The following is a 15,902-nucleotide window of genomic DNA, read 5'->3' as shown; positions in this document are numbered from 1 at the left end:
GCTAACAAGACGGGCATGAGCAGCAGCGACGACAAGACTCTCCGCCCCGCGACCAAACTCGTGCAGGGCGGACGCCGGCCCGAATGGACCGGCGATCCCCGGCTCGGCGGGAGTGTCGTCAACCCGCCGGTCTGGCGCGCCTCGACGATCCTCTACGACAATATCGCCGACCTGAAGGCACGCGGCCACGCGACGCACGACAAGCTTTATTACGGCCGCCGCGGCACGCCGACGGTGTGGGCGCTCGCCGATGCGCTGACCGACCTCGAGCCGGGCGCCGAGGGGACCTTGCTCTATCCGTCGGGCGTCGCGGCGATCTCTGCAGGGCTGCTGGCGCTGCTTTCGCCCGGCGATCACCTGCTGATGGTCGACAGTGCCTATGAACCGACCCGCAGTTTCTGCAATGGCATGCTGGCGCGGTTCGGTGTCACGACGACCTATTATGATCCCGCGATCGGTGCGGATATCGCCGACCTGATCACACCGCAGACGCGGCTGATCTTCCTCGAATCGCCGGGCAGCCTGACCTTCGAGGTGCAGGACATCCCGGCGATCGTCGCGGTTGCGCGCGAACGCGGCGTGCTCACGATGCTCGACAATACCTGGGCGACGCCGCTGCTCTTCCCCGCGCTGGCGATGGGCGTCGACGTCACGGCGATGAGCCTCACCAAATATGTCGGCGGGCACAGCGACGCGATGATGGGATCGCTCACCGCGCCGAAGGCGATCTGGCCGCGGCTGCGGAGCGCGGCTTACCAGCTCGGCCTGTCGGTTTCGCCCGACGACTGCGCGCTGATGCTGCGCGGCCTGCGCACGCTCGACGTCCGGCTCGCGCGACATGGCGACAGCGCGCTGGCGGTCGCGCACTGGCTCGCGGCGCGGCCCGAGGTCGGCCGCGTGCTTCATCCCGCGCTGCCGGGCGACCCGGGGCATGGGCTGTGGAGCCGCGATTTTAGCGGCGCGAGCGGTTTGTTCGGCTTTACGCTCAAGGGCAGCGATGACGCCGGCCGGGCACGTTTCATCGAAGCGCTGTCGCTGTTCGGGATCGGTTTCAGCTGGGGCGGCTATGAAAGTCTCGTCGTCCCGAGCAACCCGGCGGACATCCGGACCGCGACGAAATGGTCCGACCCCGATCCTTTGGTCCGCCTGTCGATCGGGCTCGAGGATGTGGCCGACCTGACCGCCGATCTCGACCGGGGGTTCGCCGCCCTATGACCATGCGCAGCGGCCTTCGCGAGGGAATCGACGGGACGGTTGCCGCGATGAAGGCGATCGGGCTCGACGTCGGCGCCTACCGGCTCTCGCTCTACAGCATCTTCTCGACGATCATTGTCGCGGTCCTGCTCTATATCGCGGTCAAGCTGGCGCTGCGCGCGATCAAATGGCTGCTTCGCCGCAACACCCATATCGACCAGACGCAGCGGCTGCTGACCGAAAAACTGATAGCGATCGCCCTTTTCACGCTCGCGCTGCTCTTCGGCATCGACCTGCTCGGCATCGACCTGACTGCGCTGGCGGTCTTTTCGGGCGCCGCCGGCCTGGCGATCGGTTTCGGGCTGCAAAAGACCGTCGGCAACCTGATCGCGGGGATCATCCTGCTGATGGACCGGTCGATCAAGCCGGGCGACATCATCGTCGTCGGCGACGGCAGTTCGATGGGCGGATCGGCGCTGCCGGGCGGGGTTCCCAATGTCGGCCGTGTCGCGAAGATCGGGGTGCGTGCGGTCAACGTCATCACGCGCGACGGCAAGAAGCATCTCATCCCGAACGAATTGCTGATGACCCAGCCGGTCGAGAACTGGAGCTATGCAAGCCCCGAGGTGCGCGTGCGGATGCGCATTCCGGTCCCCTATGATGCCGACCTGCGGCTCGCGCAGCGCCTGATCGTCGAAACCGCCGAGGCCAATCCGCGCATTTTGAACGAGCCTGAACCGGCGGTGTGGATCACTGCATTCGGGGAGCGTGCGGTGGATCACGAGCTGCGTTACTGGATATCCGATCCCGAGGCGGGGCTCGGCAATATCCAGGGCGAGGTCTTCCTCGGCATCTGGGACCGGTTCAAGGAAGCCGGAATCCGCATTCCCTATCCGCGTACCGATGTGCGGATGCTGGCGGCGCCGGACGAGGGCCCGGCGCCCGCCAAGGTGGATTAGAAACCGACCTTCTTCGCGCGTTCGATGCACTCGACGATGATGCTTTTGGCTTCGTCGACATCGCCCCACCCATTGAGCTTGGCCCATTTGCCGGGTTCGAGATCCTTATAATGGGTGAAGAAATGCTCGATCTGCTGCAGCACGATTTCGGGCATGTCCTTGTAGGTCGAGACCTTGTCATAATAGGGGAAGGTCTTGTTGACGGGGACGCACAGCAGCTTTTCGTCGCCGCCGGCATCGTCGACCATCTTGAGCACGCCGATCGGGCGGCATTTCACCACCGCGCCCGCGACGATCGGCGAACGCGCGACGACGAGGGCGTCGAGCGGATCGCCGTCCTCGCCCAGCGTGTGCGGCACGAAACCATAATTGGCGGGATAGCGCATCGGCGTGTGCAGGAAACGGTCGACGAAGAGGGCGCCCGATGCCTTGTCGAATTCATATTTCACCGGCTCGCCGCCGATCGGAACTTCGATCAGGACGTTGAGGCTGTCGGGCGGGCTGTCGCCGGCGGGAATCAGGTCGATGCGCATGGGAGAAATCAGTCCTTTGTTCTGTTCTCCGCCGAATCCTTTTAGAGGCGGCGGCGCGGCGCCAATAGCTGATCGAACCAGTCGGGGCCACTCCCCGTTTTTTCGAGGTGCGGCCAGCGCAGCCCGCCGCGATAGTCGATCTCGAGATTGCGATAGCGCCCGCCGCGCTCGACGATCAGCCGTACCGGGGTCTTGCCGTCGGTCGCGGCGCGAATCGCGGCCTCGATTCGCTCGCGGCTGTAGCTCAGCCCTTCGACCGCCACGATCTTTGTGCCGTTGATGATGTCCGCCTTGAACGCCGGGCCGTCCCACTGGATGCCGGTGGCGACGCCATCCTTGTCGATCGTCATGCCGAGCGAATGGGTGAGGTCGGCGTTCTTCGCCTGTGCCATGCGGTCGCGGTCGTAGACGTTGGGCGTATCGCGCCAGACGAGCCTGTAGCCCGCGCGTTCGATCCCGCCGAGCGGCGCCGGCTGTCCGGGAGTTTGCAGCCGCGTGCGCAGGAAGCTCGCCCAGTCATAGGGGTGGACCCCGTTCAGCGCGGCGACGACATCGTCGAAATCATAGGTGTCCTGCCCCCAGTCGCCCTCGCGTCCGCCGAAAAAGGCGCGCGCGAAATCGTCGAGGCTTTTCCCATTGTTCGTCGCGCCGCGAATCAGCATGTCGGCCTCGAGCCAGACGAGCGAACCTTCGTTGTAATAATCCTCGCTCCGCGACCAGCTCGCAAAGGGCTTGGGTTTGCGTGCCGCGATGACCGGGTCGAGCGTCGTGTCCTCGACCGACCGCCACTCGCGGCCCGCCTGCGCGCTGTAGTTGCCGGCGTTGGTCGCCCATTCGGCGAGCACCATCTCCTTCGACTGCATGCCCGAGCGGCCGGCGAGGACGAGGTCCCAAAAGCTCGTCTGCCCTTCATAGACCCACAGCAGGTTATCCTGCATCGGGGTGCGATAGTCGGGCGTCCACATCTTGTCGGGGCGGCGATATTTGCCGTTCCAGCTGTGGACGAACTCGTGCGGCAGCAGCCCGCGCTCGCTGTCGTTGTCGTTCCATTTGGTGAAATAGTCCGGCGCGCGGCTGTTCTCGCTGCTGCGATGATGTTCGAGCCCGATGCCGCCGAGTTCGTCGGTCAGCGCGAGCAGGAAGTCGTAGCGGTCGTAATGGCGGACGCCGAACAGCGCGACCGCTTCGGACACGAGCGCGGCGTGGCGCGCGATATGGTCGGGGCTGGCGTCGAGATATTTGGGCTCGTCGGCGACGACATTCAGCGTCACGCCATTGCCGAGCGCCCATTGGCGGAAATAGCGGCCAGCGAACATCGGGCTGTCGACCAGATTCTCGTAGCTGGTGACGCCGTAGCTGTAGCGGTTGCCCGACACCTTGAGCCCGTCGAGCGCCGCCGCGCCCAGCCAGCCCTCGGGCAGGGTGACGTCAAGCTGCACCGCGATCTGGCGCGTGAAATATCCCGCGGGATACAGGCTGACCTGTTCCCATTGCAGGTTCATCATCGCCGGGGTGACGACGACGCGGCCCTCGCTCGTGCGTGTCGGCGACAGGAAGTCGAACGCGATCTCGATGCTCTTCGTGCCCGTCGGCACGTCGATGTCAAAGGCATAGACGTCGGTCGGCTGGCGCGTCCAGGCGATCGGCTTGCCGCCCGCACTCGCCTTGAAGCCCGCCACCTCTGCGATCGCGCCGCGCGGCGCGTGCTTGCCGGGCAGCCATTCGGGATAGAGCAGGGTCAGCTTGCCCGACTTCGCCACCGGGATCGTCTGGCGGACATGAAAGATGCCGCGCGCGACGTCGGTGGCGTCGACTTTCAGAATCATCGTGCCCGGATAGGGCTTGTCGGCGGGCAGCGGGATCGTCAGCGGCTGGACGACCGGTTGCGGCCGGCTGTTGCCATCCTGCGCGTAAGCGGCGGCTGCCGAGAGGGCGAGAAGGGCGGGCGCGACGAACAGTGCTTTTTTCATGGTCGTTTCTCTGCCCCCGAATCGCGGCGAGGTCCAGCGGACGCTCTGCAAGCGCCCTTTGCCTTTCGACCAAAAAGCATTAGACGCCGCCGCCATGAGCAAGGACAAAAGCGCGAAAATCCCGACCCCGCAACCCGTGCGCGGCACGCAGGACATGCTCGGCGATTTCGCCGATCGCTTCGCGCATGTCGTCGATACCTTTGAGCGGGTCCGCCGCCTCTATAGCTACAAGCGGATCGAGGTGCCGGTGATCGAGCCGACCGCGGTGTTCGCGCGCAGTCTGGGCGAGACCACCGACGTCGTGTCCAAGGAAATGTATTCGTTCGATGATCGCGGCGGCGAATCGATTACGCTGCGCCCGGAATTCACCGCGGGTATCGCGCGTGCCTATGTCACTAACGGCTGGCAGCAGTTCGCGCCGCTGAAGGTCGCGACGCACGGTCCGCTGTTCCGTTATGAGCGCCCGCAGAAGGGGCGTTATCGCCAGTTCCACCAGCTCGATGCCGAAGTGCTCGGCAGCGACAGCCCGCTCGCCGACGCCGAACTGCTCGTCTTTGCCGATCAACTGTTGAAGGAACTCGGCATTTCCGAAGGCGTGACGCTGACGCTCAATACGCTGGGCGACGCGGCGAGCCGCGACGGCTGGCGCGCGGCGCTGGTCGAGCATTTCGAGGCGCACCGCGGCGACCTGTCCGAAGACAGCCTCGCGCGGCTCGACAAGAACCCGCTGCGCATCCTCGACAGCAAGGATCCCAAGGACCGCCCGATCGCCGACAGCGCGCCCGATATCGACGCGTTCCTCACGAGCGAGGCGCGGGATTTCTTCGGCGCCGTGACGTCGGGTCTCGATGCCGCGGGCGTTGCGTGGGAGCGGAATGCGCGGCTCGTGCGCGGGCTCGACTATTATCGCCACACCGCGTTCGAATTCGTCACCGACCGTTTGGGGGCGCAGGGCACGGTGATCGGCGGCGGCCGCTATGACGGTCTGATCGAAGCGCTCGGCGGTCCGCCCACGGCGGCGGTCGGCTGGGCCGGCGGGATCGAGCGGCTCGCGATGCTGCTGGCGGACGATGTGATCGACAACCGGCTCGACGCGGTGATTGCCGTTGAGGACGATAGCCAGCTTACGATCGCGATGAAGGCGATGGCGGCGCTGCGTAACGGCGGTTTTGCGACCGAGATCGTTGCGAGCGGTTCGCCGCGCAAGCGCTTCGACAAGGCGGCGAAGATTCCGGCGCACGCCTTGATCTCGGTCGGCACGCGTGACGGGGCGCTTCATATCAATGTGCGCGGCGACGGCGACGGGGCGAAGCAAGTCGAGGCGGTCGTCCGCTCGCTCTGATGACCTCCGTTTCCGAAAAGCAGATCGACGCCATCATCGAACGTCACGCCGCGCTGCAGGCGCGGATGGCGACGGGCGATATGGCGCCCGCCGATTTCGTTGCGGCGTCGAAGGAGTTCGCCGAGCTCGAACCCGTCGCGAAAGCGGCGAGCGAAGTCGTGCGGCTGCGCGGCGAGCTCGTCTTGCTCAATGAAATGCTCGCCGATCCCGAGATGAAGGCGATGGCGGCCGAGGAAATCGCCGCGATCGAAGCGGCGCTGCCCGCTGCCGAGCATGGCCTTGCGCTCCAGCTTCTCCCCAAGGACGTCGCAGACGCGCGTGCCGCGATGCTCGAAATCCGTGCCGGCACCGGCGGTGACGAGGCGGCGCTGTTCGCGGGCGACCTGCTGCGCATGTACAGCCGTTATGCCGACGGGCAGGGGTGGAAGGTCGAGGTCATTTCGGCGAACGAGGCCGAGGTCGGCGGCTACAAGGAAGTCGTCGCGTCGGTGACCGGGCAGGGCGTATTCGCCAAGCTCAAGTTCGAAAGCGGCGTCCACCGCGTCCAGCGTGTCCCTGCGACCGAAAGCCAGGGCCGCATCCACACGAGCGCCGCGACCGTGGCGGTGCTGCCCGAGGCCGAGGAAGTCGATGTCGCGATCAACGACAGCGACCTCAAGATCGACATCTACCGCGCGTCGGGCGCGGGCGGGCAGCACGTCAACACGACCGATTCGGCGATCCGCATCACGCATATCCCGACGGGCCTCGTCGTGATCCAGCAGGACCAGCGCAGCCAGCACAAGAACCGCGCAAAGGCGATGCAGGTGCTGCGCGCGCGGCTCTATGACCTCGAACGCGAGAAGATTCACAGCGCCGAGGCGTCGGCGCGCAAGTCGATGGTCGGGTCGGGCGACCGCTCCGAACGCATCCGCACCTATAATTTCCCACAGGGGCGCGTGACCGACCACCGCATCAACCTGACGCTCCACCGCCTGCCCGAGATTATCGAGGGCGCGATGGACGAATTGATCGACGCGCTGATCGCCGAGGATCAGGCGCAGCGGCTGGCGGGGCTGGGTGACTGATATCGCGACCGCGCTGCGCGACGCGGCGCAGCGGCTGGAGGGCGTGTCCGACACGCCGCGGCTCGATGCCGAATTGCTGATGGCGCATGCGCTCGGCGTCGAGCGGCCGGCCTTGCTCCTTGATCCGTCGCGTTTCGACGTGCCTGCGGATTTCGGCGCGCTCGTCGCTCGCCGTATGGGGCATGAGCCCGTCGCCTATATCCTCGGATATCGCGATTTCTGGACGATCCGGCTGAAGGTCGCCCCCGGAGTGCTGATCCCGCGGCCCGACAGCGAGACGCTGATCGAGGCGGCTATCGACCATTTCGGGACCAGCGGGCCGAAGCGCGTTCTCGATCTGGGCTCGGGTCCCGGGACGTTGCTCCTTGCGGCGTTGGCCGAATGGCCGGCGGCGCACGGTCTCGGCATCGACGAATCCGAAAGGGCGGTCGACTGGGCCGAAATGAATGCCGATGATCTCGGGATGGGCGAACGCGCGCGCTTTCGCCTCAGCGATTGGGGGGGCGGTCTCGACGGGCAATTCGATCTCATTCTCTGCAACCCGCCCTATATCGCCGACAGCGAAGCGTTGATGCCCGATGTCGCCGATTACGAACCGGCGGGCGCCTTGTTCGCCGGCGCTGACGGGCTCGACGATTATCGCCGGATCATCCCCGATCTGGGCCGATTATTGGCGCCCGGCGGGGCGGCAATCCTTGAAATCGGCCACCGGCAACGCATATCGGTATCGCAGCTCGCCGAGAAGGCGGGGTTTGCCGTGACCTGCAAGCAGGACCTCGGCGGCCGCGACAGGGCGCTTTTGCTGACCCGCCCCTGACCGGCCCCCGCAAAAATTTGCTTGGTTTACGCCCGAAAGCACGATAGGGGCGGCTCACAGACCCGACCGGGGTCCCTCGATGGTCCGGCTGGTCTGCTTCCCACTTACGATGCTGGTGCGGACCGTGGGGTCCGGCGCAGGCGGTAACGGGAACCGCGCAGGAGGCGCGGGCGCGACGCGCATATGGCGCGGTCGGCCATAAGGGGTTGGCGTAGCTTATTAGCTTATTCGACAGGATGTCTCAGTTGAACATGAACAACCGGCAGAGCGGTCGCCGTCGCGGCCGCAACAACAACAGCAACAACAATAACAACCGGTCGCAGTCCGGTGGCGGTCGCGGAGGCGTCGACCAGGCGAACCGCATCGACAGCCGCGCGCGCGGCAACGGCGCCCAGATGATCGAGAAATATCGCAATCTCGCGCGCGACGCCCAGCTTGCCGGCGACCGCGTCCAGACCGAATATTATCTCCAGTTCGCCGACCATTATTTCCGCGTCGTGAGCGACTTCCGCGCCCGGCAGGAAGAAAAGGCCGCCGCGAACGGACAGGAACGCAGCCACGACCGCAGCCGCGAGATTCGCGGGGTCGAGGATTTCGACGGCCATGACGATACCGACACCGATTTCGAAGCCGACACCGGCCGCGACGACGGCGACAATGGCGACGACCGTGGCGAACGGAACGATCGCGGCAATGATCGGGGCGATCGCAATGACCGCGGCCAGCGCGGCAATCGCGAAGCACGCGGCGACCGCGACGACGACAATCGTGGCAATCGCGAAGCGCGCGGTAATCGCGACGATGACAATCGCGGCAACCGTCAGTCGGCGCGCAGCCGTCCGGCCCGCAATCGCGACGAGGATGACACCCAGGGTGACCGCAGCGAAGCGCCCGTGCGCGAAGAAGCGGCCGAGCAGGAACCCGCACCGCGTCCGGCCCGCCGCACGGCGCGCCGCCCGCGTCAGGAAGAACGCGCCGACGATGGCGATGCCGGCATCGACACCGCCGTTCTGCCGCCCGCGATCGGTCGCCCCGAACGCAGCGCCGAAAGCGAAGCCGAGGCAGAAGCGCCGGCCGCCAAGCCGCGCCGCACCCGCCGTACCCTCGCGGCGCGAAACACCGATGTCGAAGCCGCCGAATAAGCCAACGATTTCACGCTGGTTTTTCCGATTCGCATGACATAGCCTCCCCGCAGGACACATCCTGCGGGGAGGTTTTTTATGCGCGTGTTGGCTCTGGCCTGTTTGCCGCTGCTCGTCGGCGGCGCGTCGACCGCTCTTTTTGCGCAGGATGCCGCGACCGGCAACGCGCAGGGCGATGTCGCGGTCACCATCTATAACAATGGCCAGTCGCTGGTGCAGGACGACCGCCAGCTCAGCGTCGCTGCCGGGCGCAACCGCATCGAATTCCCCGACGTGTCGGCGCGCATCCGTCCCGAAACGGTGACGCTGTCGGGTCCCGGCATCGGCATCGTCGAACAGAATTTCGATTTCGACCTGCTCACTCCCGACAAGCTGATGGACAAGGCGGTCGGCCAGTCGATCACGCTCGTCCGCACCAATCCCGCGACTGGCGCCGAACGCACCGAGCGCGCCAAGGTACTCGCCGCGAACGGCGGTATCGTGCTCGATGTCGGCGGACGGATCGAGGTGCTGCGCGACGACGGCCTGCCGGTACGCGCGGTGTTCGACCGCCTGCCGCCGAACCTGCGCGCGCGTCCGACGCTTTCGGTAACTGTCGATGCCGCGAGCGCCGGCACCGTCCCGGCGCGGCTGTCGTACCTGACCCCGAACCTTGGCTGGACCGCCGATTATGTCGCGCTGTTCGACGCGGCGAAGGGCGCGATGGATATCCAGGGCTGGGTGACGCTGACCAACAGCACCGGCACGACCTTTAGCAACGCGCGCACGCTGCTGGTGGCGGGCAGCCCGGGCGGTGGCGGCGGTTTTCGCCAGATGACGGGTGCGATGGATTCGGCTGGGACCGAATCGAACGATCGCGAACGGCTCGGCGACTATTATCTCTATCCGCTCGCCGCGCGCACGACGATCGCCAACGCGCAGCAGAAGCAGGTCAGCTTCCTCGACGTGAAGGGCGCGCCGGCGCAGTCGACCTATGAATATGTCAATCGCTGGATGGGCAGCAGCACCGATCCGGTGAGCACCGCCAGCGTGCTCCGTTTTTCGACGTCGCGGCAGGGTGGGCTGGGCGACCAGCTGCCCGCCGGCACGATTCGCGTCTATATGCGCGACGCGCGCGGCGACCCGCAGTTCATCGGCGAAAACCGCATCGACCACACGCCGATGGGATCGGCGATGTCGCTGCGCACCGGCGACGCGTTCGACGTGAAGGTCCAGACGACCGTCGTCTCGCGCACGCGCAAGGGCGATTCGCGCTGGGTGACCAAGATGAAATATCTGGTCAGCAACGCGCGGCCGGGTCCGGTTACGGTGCTGGTGGCGCAGGATGGACTCTATGGCGACGTGCGAATCACCGACGAAAGCCTGAAGGGCGAGCGCGTTTCGGCTGACCGCGTCGAATGGCAGGTGCCGGTGCCCGCCAATGGCAAGGTCGAACTGACCGCCACGTTCGACACGCGTTACTGAGCGCCCGCGCGATGCGCGCCCGCTTCCTGCTGGCTTCCTCGTTGACGCTCGCGGCGCTGTCCGCGCCCGTGCCGTTGTCGGCGCAAGGCGAAACGCCGATCGCCGTCTCGGCGAAAATCGACGACGCCGCAGTCACCGTCTATCGCGCGCCGGCTCGTGGTGCCGGGCCGATCAATCCGAACTGGCCGCAGGGTTTCGCCTTCATCACCGAAACGCGTACCGTCACTTTGCCCGCGGGCACGTCGGTGCTGCGATTCGAAGGCGTCGCCGAAGGGCTGCTTCCCGAAACTGCGGTGGTCAGCGGGCTCCCCGACGGTGTGATCGAAAAGAATCGCGATGCGCGGCTGTTGTCGCCGGCGGGGCTGGTCGACGCCTATCTCAAGCGCAGCGTCACGTTGCGCCGCACGAACATCGCGACCGGGAAAACCGTCGAGCAGGAAGCGGTGATCCAGTCGGGGCCCAATGGCGGCGTGATTCTCCAGACCGCCACTGGCGTCGAGGCGCTCGCCTGTTCGGGTCTTCCCGAGCGCATGCTCTACGCCCGCGTGCCGAAGGACCTGTCGGCGAAGCCGACGCTGTCGGTGCTCGTCGAAAGCAAGACTGCGCGGACGGTGAAAGTCCAGCTCCTCTATCTGGCCGAGGGGTTCGACTGGGCCGCCAACTATGTCGCCGATCGCGGCGCCGACGGAAAGACGCTGGGCATGACCGGCTGGATCACCGTCGCGAACGGCGGGGTAACGAGCTTCCCCGGGGCGCAGCTCAACGTCATCGCGGGCCGGCTGAACAAGATGTACAGCCCGCCGTTGCCGCGCAGCACGCCGGGGCCTCTCGTCCTTCGGTGCTGGCCGATGGATATCACGAGCACGCATCCCTTGTGGGAATTGCCGCCGATCATCGCGTTCGAGCAGGAATTCGCGATGGGCGCCGCCGAGGATGTCGTCGTAACGGCGAGCCGGATGAACCGGCGGGCCTATGCGATGGCGCCGCCGCCTCCGCCGCCTCCCCCGCCGCCGGCACCCCCGCCGCCGCCCGCAGAGGATCTGGGCGACCTTAAATTCTATCGCATTCCCTTTCGCGTCGACGTGTCGGCAAAGGGGCAGAAACAGGTCGCGCTGCTCGCGAAGGACAAGGTCGCGGTCGAGCAGCTTTATGCCGGCACGCTCTATGACAATGGATCGCCGCAGCCGCTCGTGATGCGGCTGCGCGTCCAGAATCGCGAATCGGACGGGCTCGGCCTCGCGCTTCCCGCCGGGACCGCAGCGGTGTTCGAAACGGTCGCGGGCCGGCGCCTGCTCGTCGGCGAGGCGCCGATCGGCGACAAGGCGAAGGACGAGCGCGTCGATTACGATATCGGGCGCAGCCCGGCGGTCCAGTTTCGTGCGCTCGTCAAGGATCGCGACGCCAAGGGCGAATATCAGACGTGGGAGGTCACGCTGACCAATGCGCGGCCTTTCGATGCCGAAATCGAAATGCTCATCCCCTTCGCGATCGATCCCGAGCCGGCCGGCTGGGAACGGCGCGGGTCGAGCTGGGTCTGGCGCGTGCGCGTGCCGGCGAACGACAGCCTGATCCAGACGTTCCGGCAGAAGCTGAAGAACGGGTGAGCAGCGCCGCAGGCCGCGAGCGATTCGCGGGCATGCTCGCGATGCTGGCGCTGGCCGGCATTTCCTGTCCGGCGCGGGCAAGCGATACGCCGGCGGTCGTGCAGTCGACCGCGATCGACGATGTCGCGGTCACCATATATCGCGCGCCGGGCCGGTCGTCGGGCGGTATCGATCCCGACTGGCCCGAAGGCTTTGCCTTTATCAGCGAGACGCGCACGATCCATTTGCCCGCGGGTACCGCCGCGGTGCGATTCGAAGGGGTCGCCGAAGGCCTGTTGCCCGAAACCGCCGTCATCGGCGGGCTGCCGGACGGCGTGATCGAAAAGAATCGCGACGCGCGGCTCCTCTCGCCTGGCGGTCTGGTCGACTCTTATCTGAAGCGCCGCGTCACGCTGCAACGCACCGACCGGGCGACGGGCAAGATACGGCGGCAGGATGCGATCCTTCAGGCCGGCCCGAACGGCGGGGTGCTGGTGCAAACCGCCGAAGGCTATGAGGCGCTCGGCTGTTCGGGGCTGCCCGAGCGGATGACCTATGGCGGCGTGCCGAAGGATCTGTCGGCAAAACCGACGCTGTCGGTGCTGGTGGCGAGCGACCGGGCGCGGACGGTGACCGTCCAGCTCCTTTATCTCGCCGAAGGGTTCGACTGGTCGGCCAGCTATGTCGCCGACCGCCGCCCCGACGGCGGGTCGCTTGCGATGACGGGCTGGATCACGCTCGCCAATGGCGGCGCGACGGGTTTTCCCGGGGCGCAGCTCAATGTGATCGCGGGCCGGCTCGAGAAACAGCAAGGCGCGGGGGCGCCCGCGGGCGAGGCCGCGCCGCTGCGACTCTCCTGCTGGCCGATGGACATCACCAGCACGCACCCCCTGTGGGCGCTGCCCGACGTGATTCCCGTCCGCGGATCGCAGGATGGCTATCAGCGCGGCTATGGCGACGAGATTCTCGTCATGGCACCGCCGCGTGTACCCGAATTGTCGATGTATTCGCCGGTTGCCGTGTCGGTGATCAATTCGGAGCATCTGGCGAAGCAGGAGGATCTGGGCGATCTCAAACAATATCGGCTGCCCTTTCGCACCGACGTCGCGGCGAAGCAGCAAAAGCAGGTCGCGCTGCTGGCGCAGGATCGCGTGGCCTATGACCATCTGTACACGGCCTATGTCGGCAATCCCGGCCGAGGGGACTTTCGTGCCGCGGGTGTCATGATGCGGATGTGGAATCGCAAGGCCGACGGGCTCGGGCTTGCCATGCCCGCCGGCGAGGTCGCGATTTTCGATACGGTGCGCGGGGACCGCCTGCTGCTCGGCGAGGTCGCGACGGCGGACAAGGCGGTCGACGAGCGCATCGATCTGGGCATCGGGGAAAGCAGCGGCGTCCTGTATCGCGTCGTCCAGACGACCGATCGCGATGGCAAGCGGCGCGACTGGCAGGTGACGATCAGCAACGACCGGCCCGTCGAGGCGGACGTCGAGCTGGAGATTCCCTTCGCGCTCGATCCGGTGCCCGAGGGCGCGGAGCAGCGCGGGCGCAGCTGGTTCTGGCGCGTGCGCGTACCCGCGAACGATCGCCTCGTGCTCGCCTTTGTCGAAAAGGACGTGCGCGACTGATTCGGTTCAGGCCGGCGGCAACGCGCGCGGACGATGATTCTCGTCGAGCGCGACAAAGGTGAAGAGCCCGCCCGTCACCTTTTCCTCGGTCCGGCCGCCGTCGCGCGTCGCGATCACTTCGATTCGGATGCCCATCGAAGTGCGCCCGCGCCGCTCGAGCGTCGCATAGACCGAGATGATGTCGCGCAGCAGGATCGGCGCGATGAACTCCATCGATTCGATCGCGACGGTTGCGACGGCGCCCTGCGCCTCGCGCCCGGCGACGATGCCGCCCGCGATATCCATCTGCGAGAGAACCCAGCCGCCGAAGATATGGCCGTTGGCGTTGATGTCGGCGGGGCGGGGGACGACGCGCAGGATCGGGTCGCGCGGGCAGTCGGGTTTATCGGTCATGGTTCATATCCGGATCGTCTTCGAAAGGGTCTTCGATCGCCTCGTCATGGCCACTGCCGCTCGACAGGAAGACGAGGCCCATCAGCGCGGCACCGAGCAGGACCGAAAGGCCGACGCCGGCGGCGGTCGCGATGATCATATGGATGGTCAGCTGGTCGCCCATCGAGAAGCGAAGCCAGCCGAGCGCGCCGACGACCGCGAGCAGCGACACCAGCGCCATGCCTTTCATCAGGCGGCGATAGCGCGCCCAGGCGACCTTCGATGTGTCGCCGTCGTCGAGCGGGGAGCGTTTGACCATGGCGGCTTCCATGGACCAGCCGGCGGGCAAGGCCAAGCGCGAATGGAATGCGGCCGCCCGTTTCGGCTTTGCCGCGAATCATGATAGGCTTTGCCGTCCAGAGAATCAGCATGGGAGCGGCATGGAATGACGATCGGAGCGATCCTGCACGGGCGCACGGGCCCGGTAATTTCGGCGCGCAAGGATGACACGGTTCGCGCGGTGCTCGACCTCCTCGCCCAGCACCGCATCGGCGCGGTGCCGGTGATGGAAGGCGAGGTGATCGTCGGCATTTTCTCCGAACGCGACCTTGTCCGGCTCATGTCCTCCTATGGCCCCGAAGCGCTCGACCGGCATCTCGACGAGGTGATGACCAAATCGCCCGTAACGTGCGATTCGTCGACGGCCGTCATCGGCGCGCTGTCGCAGATGACGCAGCGCCGCATTCGCCACCTTCCTGTCGTCGACGACGGACGACTCGTCGGATTCGTGTCGATCGGCGATCTCGTCAAATATCGCATCGACCGGATCGAGGCCGAGGCCACCGCGATGCGCGACTATATCGCTTCCTGAGGCGCCGCCTCTTCGGCCGGGGGCTGGCGGCGCAGCACCAGCCGGATCATCTCGTCGATCGCGTCGCGCTCGAGCAGCCAGAGCAGGCTGCCATATAAGGCCACGCCGAGTGCGACGAGCCCGGCGAGTCGCACGGGCGCAGGAAAGCCGAGCGGGGCGATCGCTTCGGCTGCGAAACCCACGCCGATCGCCATCACGAGCGCGGGCGCGAGTCCCGGCAGCATCGCGCGCGCGATATCCCACAGGGTCACGCCGATCAGCGGTGCCGATAGCCGCGCGGTAGCCAAGAGCAGCAGGGGCGCCGCGATCAGCCAGGCCCACGCCATGCCGATCAGGCCCCACTGGGCGCCGACAAGGAAAGCGGTCGGAAAGAGAATCGCCCCGCTCATCGCCGTGAACATCGAGATCGACGGTTTGCCGAGCGCGTTGGTGACCGGCGCAAAGAGAATCTGCACCGTCATCAGGATCAGCGCGAGCGAGAGCAGCTGTATATAGGGTACCATCCCGAGCCATTTGGCACCGAAGAGCGTTTCGACCATCGGCGCCGCGACCACGGCGAGCCCGCAATAGAAAGGCGCGGCGACCAGCATCAGGACGCGCACGGTCTTCAGGAAGCTCCAGCGCACCGCCGCCATGTCGGTCTTGATTCGCGCATAGGCGGGAAAGGCGACCTCGTTCAGCGGCGGCACGAACTTCGCCATGAAGATCTGCGCGAGGAATAGCGCTTCGGCATAAAGGCCGAGGGCATGGGCGTCGAACCGGGCGCCGGCGATGAAGATGTCCGACTGGCTTTGCACCAGCCAGAAGAGCTGGCTGGCCAGCACTGCCGATCCGAATCCGATGATCTGGCCGCAGCCGCGAAAATTGAAGCTGGGCCAGACGAGCAGCCGCGCAACGAGCGTCAGCCCGATCGCGCGCGTCCAGAACATCGCAAGCGGCGCGTAGACGAGCGTCCACACC

At 66.4% G+C, this 15,902-nt stretch carries 15 protein-coding genes (1 of these 15 cut by a window edge); 10 read left to right on the top strand and 5 right to left on the bottom strand.

Annotated features, from left to right (window positions below; all coding sequences use genetic code 11):
- Positions 1–15 precede the first annotated feature (15 nt).
- Both metC and VGU00_RS04155 read left to right on the top strand, forming a co-directional pair.
- Positions 16–1,215, top strand: coding sequence for a cystathionine beta-lyase (metC, locus tag VGU00_RS04160; RefSeq protein ID WP_327465814.1), 1,200 nt, complete (start codon positions 16–18; stop codon positions 1,213–1,215).
- Positions 1,212–2,153, top strand: a complete 942-nt coding sequence (locus VGU00_RS04155; protein ID WP_327465812.1) for a mechanosensitive ion channel family protein — start codon at positions 1,212–1,214, stop codon at positions 2,151–2,153. The genes metC and VGU00_RS04155 overlap by 4 nt, the downstream gene beginning before the upstream one ends.
- Here VGU00_RS04155 and ppa read toward each other — a convergent pair.
- Together ppa and VGU00_RS04145 are read right to left on the bottom strand one after the other, a co-directional pair.
- Positions 2,150–2,686 (bottom strand): inorganic diphosphatase, encoded by a 537-nt coding sequence (gene ppa, locus VGU00_RS04150; RefSeq protein WP_327465810.1) that lies wholly within the window; start codon positions 2,684–2,686, stop codon positions 2,150–2,152. The two genes, VGU00_RS04155 and ppa, sit on opposite strands and share 4 nt — an antisense overlap.
- Positions 2,687–2,727: 41 nt before the next feature.
- Positions 2,728–4,656, bottom strand: a complete 1,929-nt coding sequence (locus VGU00_RS04145; RefSeq protein ID WP_327465808.1) for a peptidase M61 — start codon at positions 4,654–4,656, stop codon at positions 2,728–2,730.
- Positions 4,657–4,750: 94 nt separating this feature from the next.
- On the opposite strand from VGU00_RS04145, the gene hisS reads away from it, so the two are divergent.
- The 7 genes from hisS (at position 4,751) to VGU00_RS04110 (ending at position 13,699) form a co-directional block, all read left to right on the top strand.
- Positions 4,751–5,998 (top strand): histidine--tRNA ligase, encoded by a 1,248-nt coding sequence (gene hisS, locus VGU00_RS04140; protein WP_327465806.1) that lies wholly within the window; start codon positions 4,751–4,753, stop codon positions 5,996–5,998.
- Positions 5,998–7,065 carry a peptide chain release factor 1 gene (prfA, locus tag VGU00_RS04135; RefSeq protein ID WP_327465804.1) on the top strand — a complete coding sequence of 356 codons (1,068 nt, stop codon included), beginning with the start codon at positions 5,998–6,000 and terminating at the stop codon, positions 7,063–7,065. The genes hisS and prfA overlap by 1 nt, the downstream gene beginning before the upstream one ends.
- Before the next feature lies 1 nt (position 7,066).
- Positions 7,067–7,882 carry a peptide chain release factor N(5)-glutamine methyltransferase gene (gene prmC / locus VGU00_RS04130; RefSeq protein ID WP_327466359.1) on the top strand — a complete coding sequence of 272 codons (816 nt, stop codon included), beginning with the start codon at positions 7,067–7,069 and terminating at the stop codon, positions 7,880–7,882.
- Between the two features lie 251 nt (positions 7,883–8,133).
- Positions 8,134–9,024 (top strand): DUF4167 domain-containing protein, encoded by an 891-nt coding sequence (locus VGU00_RS04125; RefSeq protein ID WP_414713504.1) that lies wholly within the window; start codon positions 8,134–8,136, stop codon positions 9,022–9,024.
- A gap of 78 nt (positions 9,025–9,102) precedes the next feature.
- Positions 9,103–10,488 carry a DUF4139 domain-containing protein gene (locus tag VGU00_RS04120; protein ID WP_327465800.1) on the top strand — a complete coding sequence of 462 codons (1,386 nt, stop codon included), beginning with the start codon at positions 9,103–9,105 and terminating at the stop codon, positions 10,486–10,488.
- Between the two features lie 11 nt (positions 10,489–10,499).
- A complete protein-coding gene (locus tag VGU00_RS04115; protein ID WP_327465798.1) occupies positions 10,500–12,092 on the top strand; it encodes a hypothetical protein in 1,593 nt (530 codons plus the stop codon).
- Entirely contained in the window at positions 12,089–13,699 is a 1,611-nt protein-coding gene (locus VGU00_RS04110; protein ID WP_327465796.1) for a hypothetical protein, read from the top strand. The genes VGU00_RS04115 and VGU00_RS04110 overlap by 4 nt, the downstream gene beginning before the upstream one ends.
- Positions 13,700–13,705: 6 nt before the next feature.
- Here the strand turns inward: VGU00_RS04110 and VGU00_RS04105 are convergent, their stop codons facing one another.
- Together VGU00_RS04105 and VGU00_RS04100 are read right to left on the bottom strand one after the other, a co-directional pair.
- Entirely contained in the window at positions 13,706–14,092 is a 387-nt protein-coding gene (locus VGU00_RS04105) for an acyl-CoA thioesterase (RefSeq protein ID WP_184647160.1), read from the bottom strand.
- Positions 14,082–14,390 (bottom strand): hypothetical protein, encoded by a 309-nt coding sequence (locus VGU00_RS04100; RefSeq protein ID WP_327465793.1) that lies wholly within the window; start codon positions 14,388–14,390, stop codon positions 14,082–14,084. Before VGU00_RS04100 ends, VGU00_RS04105 begins: the two co-directional genes overlap by 11 nt.
- Positions 14,391–14,516: 126 nt before the next feature.
- Here VGU00_RS04100 and VGU00_RS04095 point away from each other — a divergent pair, with 126 nt between their 5' ends.
- A complete protein-coding gene (locus VGU00_RS04095) occupies positions 14,517–14,942 on the top strand; it encodes a CBS domain-containing protein (RefSeq protein WP_327465791.1) in 426 nt (141 codons plus the stop codon).
- On the opposite strand, the gene VGU00_RS04090 is transcribed toward VGU00_RS04095, so the two are convergent.
- A protein-coding gene (locus VGU00_RS04090) for a lipopolysaccharide biosynthesis protein (RefSeq protein WP_327465789.1) crosses the window boundary here: on the bottom strand, positions 14,927–15,902 show its 3' portion. The gene runs 521 nt beyond the window's last position; the window shows 976 of its 1,497 coding nt (coding positions 522–1,497); its start codon lies off the right edge, out of view; the stop codon is at positions 14,927–14,929. The two genes, VGU00_RS04095 and VGU00_RS04090, sit on opposite strands and share 16 nt — an antisense overlap.

This window comes from Sphingopyxis sp., assembly GCF_035944815.1.
In the GTDB taxonomy this organism is placed as follows: Bacteria; Pseudomonadota; Alphaproteobacteria; order Sphingomonadales; family Sphingomonadaceae; genus Sphingopyxis.
This window is presented reverse-complemented; position numbering and strand designations above follow the sequence as displayed.

What these genes read in the sequence shown, in the direction of transcription:
- VGU00_RS04100 (WP_327465793.1), bottom strand. Translation starts at nt 14,390, where the DNA reads ATGGTCAAACGCTCCCCGCTCGACGACGGCGACACATCGAAGGTCGCC.
- hisS (WP_327465806.1), top strand. Translation starts at nt 4,751, where the DNA reads ATGAGCAAGGACAAAAGCGCGAAAATCCCGACCCCGCAACCCGTGCGC.
- VGU00_RS04155 (WP_327465812.1), top strand. Translation starts at nt 1,212, where the DNA reads ATGACCATGCGCAGCGGCCTTCGCGAGGGAATCGACGGGACGGTTGCC.
- VGU00_RS04145 (WP_327465808.1), bottom strand. Translation starts at nt 4,656, where the DNA reads ATGAAAAAAGCACTGTTCGTCGCGCCCGCCCTTCTCGCCCTCTCGGCA.
- VGU00_RS04115 (WP_327465798.1), top strand. Translation starts at nt 10,500, where the DNA reads ATGCGCGCCCGCTTCCTGCTGGCTTCCTCGTTGACGCTCGCGGCGCTG.
- prfA (WP_327465804.1), top strand. Translation starts at nt 5,998, where the DNA reads ATGACCTCCGTTTCCGAAAAGCAGATCGACGCCATCATCGAACGTCAC.
- ppa (WP_327465810.1), bottom strand. Translation starts at nt 2,686, where the DNA reads ATGCGCATCGACCTGATTCCCGCCGGCGACAGCCCGCCCGACAGCCTC.
- VGU00_RS04105 (WP_184647160.1), bottom strand. Translation starts at nt 14,092, where the DNA reads ATGACCGATAAACCCGACTGCCCGCGCGACCCGATCCTGCGCGTCGTC.
- metC (WP_327465814.1), top strand. Translation starts at nt 16, where the DNA reads ATGAGCAGCAGCGACGACAAGACTCTCCGCCCCGCGACCAAACTCGTG.
- VGU00_RS04120 (WP_327465800.1), top strand. Translation starts at nt 9,103, where the DNA reads ATGCGCGTGTTGGCTCTGGCCTGTTTGCCGCTGCTCGTCGGCGGCGCG.
- VGU00_RS04125 (WP_414713504.1), top strand. Translation starts at nt 8,134, where the DNA reads ATGAACAACCGGCAGAGCGGTCGCCGTCGCGGCCGCAACAACAACAGC.
- VGU00_RS04095 (WP_327465791.1), top strand. Translation starts at nt 14,517, where the DNA reads ATGACGATCGGAGCGATCCTGCACGGGCGCACGGGCCCGGTAATTTCG.